Origin of the sequence: uncultured Parasphingopyxis sp., from assembly GCF_937129435.1 — a bacterium.
Lineage (GTDB): Bacteria > Pseudomonadota > Alphaproteobacteria > Sphingomonadales > Sphingomonadaceae > Parasphingopyxis.
The window spans coordinates 35,113-51,680 of record NZ_CAKZNF010000041.1 but is presented as its reverse complement, the minus strand read 5'-3'; the positions used below and the strand labels follow the sequence as shown (position 1 = coordinate 51,680).

At 63.7% G+C, this 16,568-nt stretch carries 17 protein-coding genes; 11 read left to right on the top strand and 6 right to left on the bottom strand.

The window, feature by feature from the left end:
- Nucleotides 1–20: 20 nt before the first annotated feature.
- Nucleotides 21–350 (bottom strand): hypothetical protein, encoded by a 330-nt coding sequence (locus Q0139_RS08105; RefSeq protein WP_298019923.1) that lies wholly within the window; start codon nucleotides 348–350, stop codon nucleotides 21–23.
- Nucleotides 351–421: 71 nt separating this feature from the next.
- Between Q0139_RS08105 and Q0139_RS08100 the strand changes: the two genes are divergently transcribed.
- Nucleotides 422–1,537 (top strand): serine hydrolase, encoded by a 1,116-nt coding sequence (locus Q0139_RS08100; RefSeq protein WP_298019943.1) that lies wholly within the window; start codon nucleotides 422–424, stop codon nucleotides 1,535–1,537.
- 138 nt (nucleotides 1,538–1,675) lie between these two features.
- Entirely contained in the window at nucleotides 1,676–3,628 is a 1,953-nt protein-coding gene (locus Q0139_RS08095) for a caspase family protein (RefSeq protein WP_298019921.1), read from the top strand.
- Here Q0139_RS08095 and Q0139_RS08090 read toward each other — a convergent pair.
- Both Q0139_RS08090 and pdxH read right to left on the bottom strand, forming a co-directional pair.
- A complete protein-coding gene (locus Q0139_RS08090; protein WP_298019919.1) occupies nucleotides 3,625–4,434 on the bottom strand; it encodes a PhzF family phenazine biosynthesis protein in 810 nt (269 codons plus the stop codon). The two genes, Q0139_RS08095 and Q0139_RS08090, sit on opposite strands and share 4 nt — an antisense overlap.
- Nucleotides 4,435–4,472: 38 nt before the next feature.
- Nucleotides 4,473–5,051 carry a pyridoxamine 5'-phosphate oxidase gene (pdxH, locus tag Q0139_RS08085; RefSeq protein WP_298019917.1) on the bottom strand — a complete coding sequence of 193 codons (579 nt, stop codon included), beginning with the start codon at nucleotides 5,049–5,051 and terminating at the stop codon, nucleotides 4,473–4,475.
- 69 nt (nucleotides 5,052–5,120) lie between these two features.
- Here pdxH and Q0139_RS08080 point away from each other — a divergent pair, with 69 nt between their 5' ends.
- From Q0139_RS08080 to Q0139_RS08040, 9 genes are all read left to right on the top strand, one after another.
- Complete coding sequence (locus Q0139_RS08080; protein ID WP_298019915.1) at nucleotides 5,121–5,564, top strand: ABA4-like family protein; 444 nt, start codon at nucleotides 5,121–5,123, stop codon at nucleotides 5,562–5,564.
- Between the two features lie 82 nt (nucleotides 5,565–5,646).
- Nucleotides 5,647–6,594 (top strand): DnaJ C-terminal domain-containing protein, encoded by a 948-nt coding sequence (locus Q0139_RS08075; RefSeq protein ID WP_298019913.1) that lies wholly within the window; start codon nucleotides 5,647–5,649, stop codon nucleotides 6,592–6,594.
- A gap of 3 nt (nucleotides 6,595–6,597) precedes the next feature.
- Complete coding sequence (locus Q0139_RS08070; RefSeq protein WP_298019911.1) at nucleotides 6,598–7,563, top strand: YihY/virulence factor BrkB family protein; 966 nt, start codon at nucleotides 6,598–6,600, stop codon at nucleotides 7,561–7,563.
- On the top strand, nucleotides 7,560–8,366 hold the full coding sequence (gene fabI / locus Q0139_RS08065; protein ID WP_298019909.1) for an enoyl-ACP reductase FabI: 807 nt from the start codon (nucleotides 7,560–7,562) through the stop codon (nucleotides 8,364–8,366). The genes Q0139_RS08070 and fabI overlap by 4 nt, the downstream gene beginning before the upstream one ends.
- Nucleotides 8,363–8,890, top strand: coding sequence for a GNAT family N-acetyltransferase (locus Q0139_RS08060; RefSeq protein ID WP_298019908.1), 528 nt, complete (start codon nucleotides 8,363–8,365; stop codon nucleotides 8,888–8,890). Before fabI ends, Q0139_RS08060 begins: the two co-directional genes overlap by 4 nt.
- The gene (gene aroC, locus Q0139_RS08055) at nucleotides 8,887–9,957 is read left to right on the top strand and encodes a chorismate synthase (RefSeq protein WP_298019905.1); all 1,071 of its coding nucleotides are present in this window, start codon (nucleotides 8,887–8,889) and stop codon (nucleotides 9,955–9,957) included. Before Q0139_RS08060 ends, aroC begins: the two co-directional genes overlap by 4 nt.
- A 10-nt stretch (nucleotides 9,958–9,967) precedes the next feature.
- Nucleotides 9,968–11,773, top strand: a complete 1,806-nt coding sequence (locus Q0139_RS08050; RefSeq protein WP_298019903.1) for an SLC13 family permease — start codon at nucleotides 9,968–9,970, stop codon at nucleotides 11,771–11,773.
- A 58-nt stretch (nucleotides 11,774–11,831) separates the two neighbouring features.
- Nucleotides 11,832–13,205, top strand: a complete 1,374-nt coding sequence (locus Q0139_RS08045; protein WP_298019901.1) for a dicarboxylate/amino acid:cation symporter — start codon at nucleotides 11,832–11,834, stop codon at nucleotides 13,203–13,205.
- Nucleotides 13,206–13,290: 85 nt separating this feature from the next.
- On the top strand, nucleotides 13,291–13,524 hold the full coding sequence (locus tag Q0139_RS08040; protein ID WP_298019899.1) for a hypothetical protein: 234 nt from the start codon (nucleotides 13,291–13,293) through the stop codon (nucleotides 13,522–13,524).
- Between the two features lie 55 nt (nucleotides 13,525–13,579).
- On the opposite strand, the gene Q0139_RS08035 is transcribed toward Q0139_RS08040, so the two are convergent.
- Genes Q0139_RS08035 through Q0139_RS08025 form a run of 3 tightly spaced genes read right to left on the bottom strand, consistent with a single transcriptional unit; the run spans nucleotide 13,580 to nucleotide 16,550 of the window.
- Nucleotides 13,580–14,323 carry a class I SAM-dependent methyltransferase gene (locus tag Q0139_RS08035; RefSeq protein WP_298019897.1) on the bottom strand — a complete coding sequence of 248 codons (744 nt, stop codon included), beginning with the start codon at nucleotides 14,321–14,323 and terminating at the stop codon, nucleotides 13,580–13,582.
- Nucleotides 14,320–15,363, bottom strand: coding sequence for an SO2930 family diheme c-type cytochrome (locus Q0139_RS08030; protein WP_298019895.1), 1,044 nt, complete (start codon nucleotides 15,361–15,363; stop codon nucleotides 14,320–14,322). Before Q0139_RS08030 ends, Q0139_RS08035 begins: the two co-directional genes overlap by 4 nt.
- Nucleotides 15,360–16,550, bottom strand: coding sequence for a parallel beta-helix domain-containing protein (locus Q0139_RS08025; protein WP_298019893.1), 1,191 nt, complete (start codon nucleotides 16,548–16,550; stop codon nucleotides 15,360–15,362). Before Q0139_RS08025 ends, Q0139_RS08030 begins: the two co-directional genes overlap by 4 nt.
- Between the last annotated feature and the right edge of the window lie 18 nt (nucleotides 16,551–16,568).

Sequence of the window (16,568 nt, the reverse complement as noted above, 5' to 3'; positions counted from 1 at the left end):
AGGGATTGCTCACAGGTCGCTCACTCTTCCCCCGGCAACGGCTCCAGCACGCAGCCCAGCCCTTCGCGGAACTGCGCCGAACGGCTGGCGAGGATCGGGACATAGGCGGTGACACGCTTTTCTTCCTCGTCGTCGTCGATCATGATCGGCTCCATGCCGGGCTCATAGTCGTTGTAGCAGCTCTCCATGTCGCGCCCGCCGATATAGCGGCACGAGCAAATGACATGGGCGCCATAGCCGACGCCGAGCTGCAGCGTCGGCCGCATGCGGATCGCATAGACGACCGCCGCGATCAGAAGGACGAGCAGCACGACGATGCTGCCGACGAGCCAGGGGCGCTTCACTTTCATGGGAGGCGTGCTTAGGCTGTCCGTTCGAAAAAGGAAAACCGTCAACTTGAACGCGATTCAGCGTGACGGTGATGGGTGGGGGTCTCGTCATGCGGGTCAGGACATTTGCCGTGTTGCTTGCGCTGCCGCTCTTCGGGGCGGCCATCGCGCCCCCGCCGGTCAGCGAAGCAGACGAGGCTACGACCGCCGAAACCGCCATATCCAACCCCGGCCGCTTCGACCCGCTCGTCGACGCGCTGTTCGAGGATGAGGGGGTGGGCGAGACGCGCGCGGTGCTCGTGGTGGAGAACGGCCGGCTCGTCGCCGAGCGGTATGCGCCGGGTTACACGGCCGACATGCGCTATATCTCCTGGTCGATGGCGAAATCGATCACGGGGATCCTGATCGGCTTTCTCGTCGAAGACGGGCGGCTCGATCTGGATGCGCCGGCACCGATCCCCGAATGGCAGGGCGAGGGCGATCCGAGGGCCGCGATCACGCTGCGCCACCTTCTGCAAATGCGTTCGGGGCTGGAACACACAGAGGTCAACGATCCGATCTGGGATTCGGACACCAACCGGATGCTGTTCACCAGCGGCACCGACGACATGGCCGGCTATGCGATCGGCCAGCCGCTCGAAGCGACGCCCGGCGAGATGTACGAGTACAGCTCGGCCACAACCGTCATTCTCTCGCGCATCATCGCCGATACGCTAACCGACAGCGACGATCCGGGCGAGCGCGCCGCCGCCTATCGCCGCTTCGCGCAAGCGCGGCTGCTCGGCCCTGCGCGCACGCCGAGCGTCTATTTCGAATTCGACGCGCAGGGGACGCAGGTCGGCGGCAGTCTGATCCATGCGACGGCGCGGGACTGGGCCCGGCTGGGCGAAGTCATGCGGACGGGCAACGCGGTGGACGGGACGCCGATCATCTCGCCCGAATGGCGCGAGTTCATGCTGACGCCGGCACCGAACAACCCGGAATATGGCGGGCAGATCTGGCTCAACCGGGCGGGCGGAGCCTATGATCGCCCGACGCTGTTTCCGGGCAGCGGGCCGGAAACGGTGTTCTCCTTTGTCGGCCATCTCGGCCAATATGTGGTTGTGTCGCCCGATCAGCGCCTGACCGTGGTGCGGCTTGGCAACACGCCCGATGCCGATCGTCGCGCCGTCGTCGATCGGCTCGGCCGCTTCTTCGCCGCCGGATAGGATTGTGCGCTAGATCATAGAATGAGCGATGATTTTACGCGAAAAGGGGCATCGGGGCGCAACGGTTCATCGCTGTTAAGCCTCGCTTCATCGCATGACCCGCATAGGCGAAGCGGGTCGTCGGAAATACGGGGTTGAATGATGACGAAGAAATTCTGGATCGGAATGACGGCAGCGCTCATGGCGAGCACGGCGATCGCGCCGGTCGCGGTACAGGCGCAAGACGGCACGATGACCGCGGGCCGCAGCTATCAGGGCGAACTCGGCTCGGGCGACGCCAGCGATGGCGACAAGCAATATTATGACGAATGGAGCGTCCGCGGGTCGGCAGGCGAACGGCTGTCGATCACCATGGCTTCCGACGCCTTCGACACGCAGCTTCGCGCGACGCTGCCCGACGGAACGGTGCTCAGCAACGATGACGACCCCTGGACGGCCGAAGATACCGACAGCCGGATCGACTTCACCATGCCGAGCGACGGCGAGGTGCGCGTGCGCGCGTCCTCCTATCGTGCGCAGGGGACGGGCGACTATACGATCCGCGTCGTGCCCAGCGAACAGCTGCAGGTGGCGCAGGGTGGCGAAGCGCCGAGCCGCGCTATCGAGGTCGGCCAGCAGCTGACGGCAAATTTCGAGGGCGAAGCCACGCTGGGCCGCAACGGCCATCACGCGCAACGCTATGTCTTCAGCGGCCGGGCCGGCCAGCGGGTCGATATCCGCGCCGGTTCGACCGATTTCGACACGCGCATCGCCCTATCGAACGGCGAGGATTTCTCCGTCGCCAATGACGACGATGCGACCGCGAGCGATGCCACGCTCAACAGCCGTATCCTCGCGACGCTTCCGGCGGACGGCGAATATTCGCTGCTCGTGACCAGCTACTCGCCCGGCGAAACCGGCGCCTATGAGGTGAGCGTGCTGCCCAATCGCAGCGGCACTGCCGATACCGAGGTGCAGGGGGCCGGCGCCACCCGCATCGCGCTGGGCAATGCCTTCAACGAGGCGCTCGGCAAGAATGACGACGCGCTGGCCAGCGGCGAGTTCGTCGATCGCTACACCTTTCAGGGAAGGCGCGGGCAGCCGGTGACGATCGACTATTCGTCGGAAGATTTCGACACCTATCTGATCGTGCGGGCTCCCTCGGGCGCACAGGTCGATATCGACGACACCGGCGACTCGCTGAACAGCCGCTATGAATCGGTGCTCGAAGAGGATGGGCTCTATACCGTGCTCGCCACTTCCTATGCGCCGGGCGCGGGCGGCTATTACCGCCTTTCGGTCGAAGAGGGCACGAGCCGTATCCCTGCCAACGCGCAGCAGCGCCGCGTCTTTGCCATCTCGGTCGGCGTGGCCGATTATGGCGGCAACACGTCCGACCTGACGGACACCGACACCGACGCATCTAAGCTGTTCACGCGGCTGGAGGAACTCGGCGTGCTCCATCCGGCGAGCATCCTGCTGACCAACCAAGAGGCGACGCTCCCCGAATTTCGCCGTGCCTTTGCCGAGGTTGCGCGCCAGGCCGGACCGGATGATGTCTTCCTGTTCTTCTTCTCCGGCCACGGCACGCAAGAGGATGACCCCACCGATACCGCCGAACTCGACGGCCGCGACGAGCAGCTCGTCTTCGGCGATGGCGAGGAATTGCTCGACGACGAACTGGCGCAGATGTTCGGCCAGGTTCGTGCAGGCACCTCTATGGTCGTGCTCGACGCCTGTTTTTCGGGCGGTTTCGAACGCGATGTCATCACCCGCCCGAACATGATGGGCCTGTTCAGCTCCGAAGAGGATCTGACCAGCCTCGTGGCATCCGAATTCAGTGCCGGGGGCTATCTCGCCCGCTTCTTCTCCGACGGGATCGGAGGCCGTGCGGACGACAATGACGACGGGAATGTCACGGCCGGCGAACTGGTTTCGTACCTGCGCTATCGCTTCCGCGAACAGTGCGAAGGCCGCAACTGCATCGAGGCGGAAACCGGCGATGCACAGCGCAACCACCAGGAACTCGTCGTCCAGCGCGGCAGCATCGAGGTTGACGACATCGTCATGACCCTGCCGCGGCAATACGGCCTGCTCCGCACGTCACGCTAGGGCAGGTAGAACAGCCCTTCGATGACGGTCGCGCATGATCCGCCAAGGACAGCGCGATCGCCGTCGAGCCGGCACTCCACTCTCCCGCCGCGCTCGCTGGCCTGAAAGGCCGAGAAGCTGTCGCGGCCCAGCCGCTCGGCCCAGAAGGGCGTCAGCGCCGCATGGGCGGAACCGGTCACCGGGTCCTCGTCGATTCCCCAGGCGGGCACGAAAACACGGCTGATCACATCCTGATCGCTGCCATCTGCCGCGGTGACGATCGCCATCAGATGGATGCCCGCCAGCGCCTTCATGTCGGGCGCGCAGCAATGGACGGCATCGGCGTCCGGGAGCAGGACGATCGCCGTATCCTCTGCGCTGTCTGCGACCGACAGGAATATTTGTGCGTCAGGCGTGCCCAGTGCGTCGAGAAGATCGGGCCGTTCGGCCGGTTCGGCCGGCGTGATCGGCAGGTCGAGCAAATAGCGGTCTCCATCGCGCCGGACCTCCAGCACGCCGGCCTTGCGCGTCGCGAAGCGCACATTTCCGGCACTTTCGTCTTCGCCCAGGATCAGGTGCCCGGTGGCCAGTGTTGCATGGCCGCACATCGCGACCTCGGCCGTCGGCGTGAACCAGCGCAGGTCGAAATCGGCATCATCGCCGTCATGCGGCAGGAAGAAAGCCGTTTCGCTCAGATTGTTCTCAGCGGCGATCGCCTGCAGCACGTCGTCGTCGAGCCATTCGCGCAGCGGCATGACGGCGGCCGGGTTGCCGCTAAAGGCGCGGTCGGTAAAGGCGTCGATCTGGATGATCGGGATTTCGGTCATGATGTTTCCTGTTCGTGTCTTTTCGGTGAGCGTTCGGCTCAGGGGTAGAGCAGCCCCATCTCCCACCCCGTATCGGTTCGGGTGAAGAGACGGCGGTGGTGCAGCCGGTGTTCGCCGTCTTCCCAGAATTCGATGCGCTGCGGACTCAGGCGAAAGCCCGACCAGTGCGGCGGACGGGGAACGTCCTGATCGGCGAAGCGGACCTTCGCTTCCTCATAGCGCTCCTCGAAGATTTCGCGCGAGGGCAGGGGTTGCGACTGGTCCGACGCCCAGGCGCCGAGTTGCGAATCCCGGCTGCGGGTGGCGAAATAGGCATCGGCTTCGGCGTCATCGACGCGTTCGACGGGCCCTTCGGCGCGGATTTGCCGGCGCAACGACTTCCAGTGGAAGAGAATCGCCGCCTTGTGCGTGGAGAGCAGCTCATAGGCCTTGCGGCTCTCGAAATTGGTGTACCAGACAAAGCCGCGTTCATCATGGCCCTTGAGCAGCACCATGCGAACCGAAGGCTGGTGCTCGGGCGTCGTCGTGGCAAGCGCCATGGCGTTCGAATCATTGGGCTCGCTGTCGCGCGCTTCGGCATACCAGCGGTCGAAAATGGCGAGTGGGTCGTCGGTCATGCGCCCTTCTAAAGCCAAGCCCGCTGTTCTAGCAATCGTTGCAGGCTGCTTTGACCGGGGAGGATGGGCATGGACTGGGAAACGATCTTCAGCTTGGCCAATGGTTTTGCGATGATCGCATGGATCGTGCTGCTGCTCGCGCCGCGCCGCGAATGGCTGTTCACGCTGCTGCGCGACGGCGCCGTCGGCCTGTTGTGCCTCGCCTATGCAGCGATACTGATTTACCTGATGTTTTTCGCGACCGGCGGAGGCGATGAGGGCGGCCCGGATTTCACGACGTTGCAGGGCGTGATGGCGCTGTTCGCGACCGAAGGCGGGACGACGGTCGGCTGGATCCACTATCTCGCCTTCGACCTTTTCGCCGGGCTCTGGGTCGCGCGCAATGCCGACGAGATCGCATTGTCGCGCATCGTCCAGGTACCGATCCTGCTTGCGACGTTCCTTTTCGGCCCGGTCGGCCTGCTGATTTTCCTGATCGTCCGGCGTATCCATATGGCCCGGTCACCGGCTTGAAATCACAGGAACTTCGTCCCATTTCTACTGTTGTAATTGTGCAACAGTTGGCTAACCGGCGATGATATACGAAAGCGACCTCATGGCAGCGGATCCCTATGCGACTCTCGGCGTATCGAAAGGTGCGAGCGAGGCCGAAATCAAGAGCGCCTATCGCAAGCTCGCCAAGGAGCTGCACCCGGACAGAAACAAGGACAATCCGCAAGCCGCGGACAAATTCTCGGCTGCGACCATGGCCTATGACCTGTTGTCCGACAAGGACAAGCGCGCCCAGTTCGACCGCGGCGAGATCGATGCCGAGGGCAATCCGACGCATCCGTTCGGCGGCATGGGCGGGCAGGGCGGAGGCTTTCGCCGGGGTTCGGGCGGCGGATTCGAATTTTCCAGCGATTCGGCGGATCTGGGCGATATTTTCGAAGGATTGTTCGGTGGGGGCGGGCGGCGCCAGCAGAGCGGAGGCGGCGGGCCGTTCGGCGGCTTTGGCAGACGTCCTCCGCCGCCGCAAAAGGGCGCCGATGTCGCTTACAAGCTCGCGGTCGATTTCGAGGATGCGGCACGGCTCGACACGCAGCGCATCACCCTCGCCAGCGGCAAGACGATCGACCTCAAGCTGACGGCAGCGGCGGTCAACGGCTCGCAGATGAAGCTGACGGGCCAGGGCGAGCAGGGACCGGGTGGCGCGGGTGATGCACTGGTTTCGATCACCGTGAAATCGCATCGTTTCTACGAACGCGATGGCGACGACATCCGGCTCGACGTGCCGATCGGTCTCGACGAGGCCGTGCTCGGCGCGAAAATCAAGGTGCCGACGGTGGACGGGCCGGTCATGCTGACGGTCCCGAAGAACGCCGCGTCGGGCAAGACGCTGCGTCTGAAGGGCAAGGGTTTCCCCAAGACCAAGGGCGGCCGAGGCGATCAGCTTGTGAGGCTGGAAATCGATCTTCCCGAAAATGACGAAGCGCTGACGGCTTTCGTCAAGGACTGGACACCGGGCACGCCCCAGAACCCGCGGTCGAAGCTCGGCGTCTAATCCTTGACCCAGGAGGCTCCCCGGTCACCCGAAGCGCGGCGGCGGCTTGCCACGACGCGCGCGCGGCTGGGGCGTAGCCTCGAGCAGTTCAACGCCCACACTTCGGCTTGGGAAGTTCTGAAGCGCGTCGTGTCCGGCGTGTTCGCCGAAGGCTTCACGCATGCCGGCAATCTCGCCTTCATGGCGCTGCTGACGCTGTTTCCCTTCTTCATCGTGATGGCGGCGCTGGCGCAGCTTTTCGGCCAGACCGAAAGCGGGCTCGAAGCGGTGCGGCTGTTCCTTGAAAACGTGCCGCCCAGCGTATCGAATACGCTCGAGGATCCGATCGCGAGCGTGCTGTCGGCGCGCACAGGCAGCCTTCTCTGGATCGGTGCGCTGATCGGTCTGTGGACGACGGCGAGTTTCATCGAGACGGTGCGCGAGGTGCTTCGCAGCGCTTACGGCACGCCCTATGGCCGTCCGTTTTATGAATACAGGCTGTTCTCGATCGGTCTCATCATCGCCGCCGTCGCCATCGCGCTGCTCGGCTTCGCGCTGCAATTCGTGCTGACCGGCATCGAGCAATTCATCTACGATATCCTGCCGTTTCTCGAAGATTACCGGCTGCTGCTCGCCCTTTCGCGGATCGTGCCGGCGCTGGCCATTTTCGGGGCGCTTTACATGGTCTTCTACACCCTGACGCCGCGCCGCTATCGCAGCCGCCGCTTCCCGAAATGGCCCGGCGCGCTGCTGGTGACGATATGGTGGCTCGGCACGACGGCGCTCATGCCTCTGATCCTCGCCAACATGATCAGCTACGACCTGACCTATGGCAGTCTCGCCGGGGTGATGCTGGCGCTGATGTTTTTCTGGGTCATCGGGTTCGGGGTCGTCGTCGGCGCGCATCTGAACGCGGCACTGGCGGAAGTGCCTGAAAGCGAGCTAAAGGACGCCGCAACCGAAGACGTACAGGCCGAGGAGCAGGAATGACTGGATTGATGAAGGGCAAGCGGGGGCTGATCATGGGCCTCGCCAACGACAAGTCGCTTGCCTGGGGAATTGCGAAATCTCTGGCCGAACAGGGTGCGGAGATGGCCTTCAGCTATCAGGGAGAGGCGCTGGCGAAGCGCGTCCGGCCGCTGGCGGACAGTCTCGGCTCCGATTTCATCTTCGAATGCGACGTTTCCGACATGGATACGCTCGATGCGGCCTTCGCGAAGCTGAAAGAGCGTTGGGAGACGATCGATTTCGTCGTCCATGCCATCGGCTTTTCTGACAAGACCGAGCTGCGCGGCAAATTTGTCGACACCAGTCTCGACAACTTCCTGATGACGATGAACATTTCGGTCTATTCGATGGTCGCCGTGACCAAGCGCGCGAGCGAGATGATGCCTGACGGGGGGTCGATCCTGACGCTGACCTATTACGGCGCGGAAAAGGTGGTCCCGCATTATAATGTGATGGGCGCGGCGAAGTCGGCGCTCGAGACCAGCGTCCAGTATCTCGCCATGGACCTCGGCCCCGACAATATCCGGGTCAATGCCATCTCCGCCGGACCGATCAAGACCCTCGCGGCCTCCGGCATCGGCGATTTTCGCTACATCCTCAAATGGAACGAGCTGAATTCGCCGCTGCGGCGCAATGTGACGATCGAGGATGTCGGCGGGGCAGGGCTCTATCTGCTGAGCGACCTTTCGTCGGGCGTGACCGGCGAGATCCATCATGTCGATGCCGGCTACAATGTCATCGGCATGAAGGCCGAGGACGCGCCGGACATCGCGCTGGAGAAGTGACCCGCTATCGCGCCGCGGGCGATGAAGACGCGGAGGTGATCGCCAGCCTCCATCGCGAAGCCTTCTCCGCGTCCGATCGCGGTTACGGCGGCGAAGCGGAGCTCGTGGCCATGCTGTCGGCCGATAGTGACCTCGTTTTTTCACATGTCGCAGAGGAAGATGGTGCGATCGTCGGCCATGTCGCCCTCAGCCCGATGCGAGCGGAGGGGGACGGCAATAGGATTCGGGCGCTGGGCCTCGGCCCGGTGGGCGTCTCGCCAAATCGGCAGGGCCGCGGGATCGGCAGCGCGCTGATCGAAGCGGCACATGGCTGGGCGCGGGAGCAGGGCTGGCAGATGATCTTTCTGCTCGGCGACCCGGCCTATTATGCGCGTTTCGGCTATTTGGCGGAAACCGCCGCACCCTTCGCATCGCCCTATGCCGGTCCCTATTGGCAGGCGCTGATCCTCGATGAACGATTTGCTCTGCCCAAATCGGGCCGCGCCGACTATGCTCGTGCTTTCGCTGCCCTAGAGGACGAATGAGTTACAACAGTTTCGGCCGCGTCCTGCGGTTCACGACATGGGGGGAAAGCCACGGACCCGGCCTCGGCGTAGTGCTCGATGGCTGTCCGCCCGGAATCGAACTCGGCGAAGGCGATATCCAGCCCTGGATGGAAAAGCGCCGTCCCGGCACTTCGCGCCACACGACGCAGCGGCGCGAGCCCGATGCCGTGCGGATCATGTCCGGCGTGTTCGAAGGGCGCACGACCGGAACGCCCATTCATCTGATGATCGAAAATGTCGACCAGCGATCGAAGGATTATTCCGAGATCGCGGGCAAATACCGTCCGGGCCATGCCGATTACACCTATGACGCCAAATATGGCTTTCGCGACTATCGCGGCGGCGGCCGGTCCTCGGCACGCGAAACGGCGGCGCGCGTGGCGGCAGGGGCGGTGGCGCGTAAGATTTTGGGTGAAGGTGTGGCGATCACCGGTTATCTGACCGAGCTGGGTGGCGATATGATCGACCGCGCCAAGGTCGGTCTCGAACAGATTGACCGGAATGACTTTTTCTCGCCCGATGCCGAGGCGGCGGTGCGATGGGAAGAAGCCGTCGACACGGCGCGCAAAGCAGGTTCATCGCTCGGCGCGGTCGCCGAATGTGTTGCGGACGGCGTACCCGCCGGCTGGGGCGCGCCGGTCTATGCCAAGCTCGATGCCGATCTCGCTGCGGCGATGATGTCGATCAACGCGACCAAGGGCGTCGAGATCGGCAACGGTTTCGAGGCGGCGCGGATCGGCGGCGAAGACAATGCCGATGAAATGCGTGTCGGCAATGATGGCCCGCGCTTTCTGAGCAACAATGCGGGCGGCGTGCTGGGCGGGATTTCGACGGGCGCACCGGTCGTCTGTCGTGTGGCCTTCAAGCCGACCAGTTCGATCCTGACACCGCTGAAGACGGTGACGCGGGAGGGAGAAGACACCGAGATCCGGACCAAGGGGCGCCACGACCCCTGTGTCGGCATTCGCGGTGTGCCTGTGGTGGAAGCGATGATGGCGCTGGTCCTCGCGGATCACATGCTCCTACATCGCGCCCAGTGCGGATAGGGTTCGCGGCATGATCGAGCAAAGCATCGATGTTGCGCGCGCCTTTATCGGCGAGCATCAGGCCGTGATCGGCCTTGTGATCCTCGGCATCATGTTTGTCGCGTTCATCTTCGAACGCTTCCCGGCGGCGGTGATCGCGCTGTTCGGCGCCTGCACCTTCCTCTTCCTCGGCATCCTCGATTCGGACGGATTGCTCTCGGTTTTCTCGAACCCGGCCCCGATTACCATCGGCGCGATGTTCGTGCTGTCGGGTGCCCTGTTGCGAACGGGCACGATCGATGCGATCGCCAGCACCATCGTCGCGCGTGCAACACGGCGCCCGAAGCTCGCGATCGTCGAACTGATGCTTGGCGCCTTCATCGCTTCGGCATTCATGAACAACACGCCGGTCGTCCTCGTCATGATCCCGATCATCGCGCGGCTGGCCGAAGCGACCAACATGTCGGTGAAGCGGTTGCTGATCCCGCTTTCCTATGTCTGCATCATGGGCGGTATGATGACGCTGATCGGTACCTCGACGAACCTCATCGTCGATGCCGTGGCCCGCGATTCGGGCATGGAGCCGTTCGATATCTTCGAAATCACGCCCTATGCGATCATGGCCGCGCTGGCGGGGGCGGGCGCGCTGGCCATATTGGGGCCTTTGTTGCTGCCCGAGGGCAAGCTGCCCTCGCTCTATCGCTCCAACGAAGGCACGGACTTTCTCACCGAGTTGATCGTCCTTGAGGACAGCGATGCGATCGGCCGGCCCTATGGCGAGCTTGCCGCGTTGCGACCGAGCCGGCTCAAGGTGCAGTCGATCAAGCGCGACGGCAGCTTCATCAAGACGAACCTGCGCGAAGAAGTCGCGATGGCCGGCGATCATGTCGTCATCAGTGCGAACATGACCGAGCTGCTGTCGCTCCGGCGGACGCGCCAGTTCGAGATGGGGATCGCCGGGCGCAACGGGCCGAGCGCCAATGCCGAAGCACTGGTCGAGGCGACGATCGCGCCGACGCATCCCAGTCTCGGGCGCCGGCTTGCCGATATTCCCTTTCTCAGTCGCCTGCGCGTGCGCATCATCGGCATCACGCGGCATCGCCAGCTGCCGGGGCCGGACCTTCCCAATGCGCGCATGCGGGCTGCGGACCGCGTGCTGGTCACGGGATCGCAGGACGCGATCCGGCGTATGTACGAAAACCCGAACCTGCTGGGTGTCGGCCAGACGCGGACACGCGAATTCCGGCGCGACCGGGCGCCCATCGCGATCCTTGCGCTAGCGGCGGTGGTCGCCTTGGCCGCGCTGAACATCGTATCGATCGCGGTTGCCGCCATCCTTGCCATGGGCATCATTCTTGCGACACGCTGCATCGATGCCGAGGAAGCATGGGGATCGATCGACGGCAATGTGCTGATCCTGATCTTCGCGATGCTCGCCGTCGGCGTCGGCCTGGAACGCGCGGGCAGCGTAGACCTCGTTGTCGCGCAGATGGTCCCGTTTCTCGAAAACGCGCCGCCCTGGGCGCTGATTTTCGTGGTGTATCTGCTCTCGGTGTTGATGACGGAGATCATCACGAACAATGCGGTGGCCGTTATCGTCACGCCGATCGTCATCGGCCTCGCGGCGCAACTGGGTACCGATCCAAGACCGTTGGTGATCGCGGTGATGTTCGCCGCCTCGGCCAGCTTTGCGACGCCGATCGGCTATCAGACCAACACGCTCGTCTACGCCGCCGGCAACTATCGCTTCACCGACTTCATCAAGATCGGCCTGCCGCTGACGCTGATTGTCGGCCTCACGACCTGTTGCACCATCGCCTTCCTGTTTGCGGAATAGTTGCCGCCGGGAGGGTGCGGCGATAGCAAGGAGCGGCTGAAAGCCGGGGAGGTGTCGCGTGCTCAGGAAATGGTTTGCTATCCCGCTCTGGATGCGCGTCATCGGCGCGCTGATCCTCGGCATCGTCGCCGGCTATTTCTGGGGCGAGGGCGCCGAAGCCATCAAGTGGATCGGCGATTTCTTCATCGCCTCGATCAAGATGCTCGTCGTACCGCTCATCTTCTTCTCGCTTGTGGCGGGCGTCGCGGCGATCGGCGATCTGCGTAAACTGGGTGCGGTTGGCGGCCGGGCGCTGCTGCTGTTCGTCATCACCGGCCAGATCGCGGTGTGGTTGGGCCTGGGAATGGGAACGCTGTTCCAGCCGGGTGCAGGGATTGACGCAACCGATCAGGTCGCGTCCGAATATTCCCGGGGCGACCTTGTGCGCACGGAATCGGGGATCGTCGGCGAAGTGGTAACTGCCTCAGCCGACACCGTCGTCCTGTCGAGCGGCGGCGGAGCCGTGGCAGTCGAGACGGGCAGTGTGGCCGACGTTCTGCGCGATGGACCCGAACCCGTCAATCCGACGGACATGATCCTGTCGATGGTGCCGGAAAGCCCGGTTCAGGTGATGGCGGACGTCAACGTGCTGCCGCTGATTGTCTTCGCTTTGCTGATCGGTATCGGCATCTTGATGGCAAAGGAAGAAGGGCAACCTGTCGCCAATGTCTTCGATTCCGGTGCGATCATCATGCAGAAGGTGACGATGGTCGTCATGGAGCTGACGCCCTTCGGCGTCTTTGCTCTTATGGCTTGGGTGACGGGGACCTTCGGTTGGGATGCGCTGCTTGGGCTGGGGCAGGTCGTCATACTCAACTATGTCGGGTGCCTGCTCATCATCTTCGTCATGTATTCGGCGATGATCAAGTTCCTTGCCAAGACATCGGTCATCGGCTTTTTCCGCGGGATCATCGATGCGATGGCGGTCAGCTATTCGACCGCCTCGTCGAACGCGACGCTGCCGGTCACGCTCCGCTGCACCCAGCGCAATCTAGGCGTATCGCCGAGCGTTTCGAGTTTCGTTGTCTCGTTGGGAGCGACGATCAACATGAACGGCACGGCGATGTATCTCGGCCTTGCCACGCTTTTCGGCGCGCAGATCTTCGGCGTCGATCTGACGATAGGTCAGTATTTCCTGATCTCGATCCTCGCGACGCTTGGTGCGATCGGGGCGGCCGGTATTCCAGGGGCTGGCCTTATCATGATGAGCCTTGTCTTCACCGCTGTCGGCGTGCCGCTCGAAACGATCGCCTTCGTTGCGGGGATCGACCGGATCATGGATATGATGCGGACCACCACGAACGTCTCGGGCGACGCAGCCGTCGCGACGACGGTCGCGAGCATGACCGGCGAGCTCGATCGCGCCGAACTGGTATCGGCGGACGACGTATAGAGTTGAAGCTGGGACCGCGAATGCCATCTGGAGCGTTGCAATAGGCGGTAACGCCTTGTTGCATGGTTCTTTGGGAGACTTTTCGATGAAAAAGTTCGTTTATGCCGCGGCGCTTGCGTCGGTGTTCACCGTTCCTGCCATCGCGCAGGACCAGGCGACGTCGGGCGAGGAAATGACTGCCGAGGAGCAGGCTGCGTTCGATGCGGCGAAAGAGGCCGAACTCGCAGAAGCGGCGGCCATGCCCGCGGACGTGAATGCGGCCGGCAGCGAGGGCAAGAGCGATGCGGCCGGTGACGAGGCCGCGAAGCCCGAAGCCTAAGGCTCTGTTCGATTTGACCTGAAACAGGCGGCGCGAGGCTATCGTGCCGCCTTTTCTATGCGCGCCGCGTGCCGACCACCGTGCCCTTGGTGCCTTCGCTGACGAGGCGGAAATCGAATTCGGGAAAGTGCTTCTGCCATTTGCGGCGCACCAGCCGCTCGCCCGGTCGCGCGCCGTCGTCGAGCATCACCATGCCTCCCGGTGCGATCCGGTCGAACACCGTCGCTGCGCCGCCGCGCGTAAAAGGATGGATCGTCCAGCACGGCCCATCGATCAGCATCAGGTCGATCCCGTCCGGCAGGCTGCCGAAATCATACCAGAGCCCGTCCCACGGCTCGGGCGCGGGTTTCAGCGGAACGCAGCGCATATCGGCGGTAAGGCCGTGATCGGCGAGCCATTGGCGGGTCGCGTCGACAAAGCCTTCATGCTGGTCGAAGCTGATCAGTGTGCCCGTCCCGTTGAGCTGCAGCGCCCGCGCCGCGATGAGGCTCGATGCGCCGGCGCCGAATTCGACGACGAGCTTGGGCTTCGCTTCCAATATCCGGTCGACGATCCGGTGCAGCAGGCTGGTATCGGCCTTCCAGCTGCCGAGATTGGGAAGCGCATCGTAGGGCAAGTCCAACCGTGCCAGCAACCGCGCCTTTTCCGCCTTGCTGCCGCCCCGCAGCGAGCGCAGCAGCCAGGGCCACTGGATCGCGCCGATACCGAGTTGCACCGCCCAATCGCCCAGACTGCGATCGAACTGATCTTCGTCGTCATGCGCCAGCGGCAGGAAGCGGGTCGATTCGCGGGAGGTCATCCTTGCCCGTCATTAGCGGCTGGCATCGCATCGATATAGCGCCGAATCAGCTCGATGCCCTCCCGATGCAGCAACTCACGTCCCAATTCGGGCATCTGGACGCCCGGATCGTCCGATTCCATCCGGTGGACGAGAATCGACCGGTCGGCATGGCCGGGCGCGATGTTGAAATCATGGCCTCCGCTGCCGCGCCCCGCCGCCACCGGGCGTTTCAGAATACCGCGCGCGACGGAGTCGGGCTCTTCATAGGTCAGGAACAGCCCTGAATTGCTCGCGCTGCCATTGCGGCGGTGGCAGTGGGCGCAATTAACATCGAGATAGGCGCGGGCGCGTTCGTCGAGCGTGCCGGTCGCCGGATCGTCCCACACGGCGATCCGCGGGGCATCGGCGGGTGAGCGGCCGAGAATGCCCCAATCGACCCATTGCGCCAGCCGCGTGCCGTTGTTGAGGTTGCGCGCGCTCGGCCCGATCGGCTGGATTTCATCGTCGCGCTGGTGGCAGCCCTTGCACTGATTCTGGTTGGGGACGCGGTAGCTGAATTCGCGGGTTTCGCCATCCGCGTCGATGAAAGAGGCCGGCATCCGCCGCCCGGCGCGTGCCAGCACCGCCTCGGTGCCGTCCGCGTTCCACACATAGGGCAGCGCGACCCAGCCATCCGGCCGCCGGAGCATCACGCGCGTTTCGAGCAGCCGTACGGGGCTGTCGGGATCGCGGAAATCGGCGGGATAGCCGAAACTCTTGATGAGGGCGCTGCCGACCGGGAATTCAAACGTGCCGTCCGGCGCATAGGCGATTCGCTGCCCGGGCGGCACGTAAACCCAGCGCTGTTTGACCGCGTAATCGGTGAAGAGCGGCGTGTTGAGTTCATAGGCATGGACACGCGCATTGGGCTCCTGCGCGTGATCGTCGAAAAAGAAGGCGAAGTCCGACAATTGCCGCGGATAGCCATCATCCATGATCGCCGCGTCGTTGACGGCCGGGACGTCGTTCAGTCCGGCAAGCGTCAGCCAGGCAAGGAGGACGGCGATCAGGCGGATCACTCGTTTGCGAACGCCATGCTATCGGGCAGCACCACTGCCTCTGGTTCCGTCGGCACGCTGTCGGAGCGAAGATCGGCGGGCGCGGGCCGGGCCTCGGTCACCGGCTGGCCGGGCCGGGTCAGGCCAAGCGAGAGCACCGGGGTGTTCTCGTTGACGACGATCCCGCTTCCGTTGCCGTCCCAGAATATCGGCGGGATGCGGCCGCCCATCGCGGCCGCCAGCTCCGCGCCGCCAGCGAAATCGGGAGCATATCCTGCATTGTTCTGGACATTGTCGCGCACCACCACGTCGCGGGGGAGGGGATTGTAATTCTCGTCCTCGAAGGGCTGGCGATAGGCCACGATCATCACGCTTGCCGATCCGTTGTCGGTCAGCGCGTTCTCGAAGATGTGGACGTTGCGGTTGGCCATCACCATGATGCCCGTGCCCGCCGGAACGCCGGCGACGATATTGCCCTCCGGCGCGAAATTGTCGGTATTGTTGTCGGCGATGGCGTTGCGGAACACGCGCACCGAATGGCCGCCCATTTGCGGCAGATTGGGCAGGTCGAAGACGAGGATGCCACCGGTATTCTGGCTGACCGCATTCTCGTAGACATCGGCGTTGTAGCTGTTCTCGATCTCGATCCCGGCGACATTCTGTTCGACGACATTGTGGCGGACGACGATCTGATCCGACTGGCCGACATAGATGCCGGCGTCCGACGCGCCGCGCACGATCGAATTCTGGACGAGCACATGCGTCGATTCGACCGGATAGATACCATAGGCGCCGTTGTCGGGGCTGGGCCCGCCTGTCCATTCGACGCGCAGGCCGGTATAGGTGATGCGATCTGCGTCCTTCGACTTGATCCCGTCGCCCGTCGTGTTCTCGATTGCGAAATCGCGCAAGACCACATCGTCGGACGTGACATAGAGCCCTTCGCCGGCTCCCTGCTGGTTGGTGAAATCGAGGATGGTCGCATCGGCGCCTGCGCCCGCTACAGTGACCCTGTCGACATCGAGTGACAGGCCGTCGGTGAGTTCGAACCGGCCTTCGCCGATCTGCACCGTATCGCCCGGCTCGGCCTCGATCAGCGCGGTCTGGAGCCGCTCCTGCGCATCGGGCCCCGCCTCGACATTATGGATAGCGGCAAAGGCGCTCGTCGTGACGAGCAGCGACAGCGTTGCAGCAGCAAGCAGTTTCATCGGCATGTTCCTCTCTCG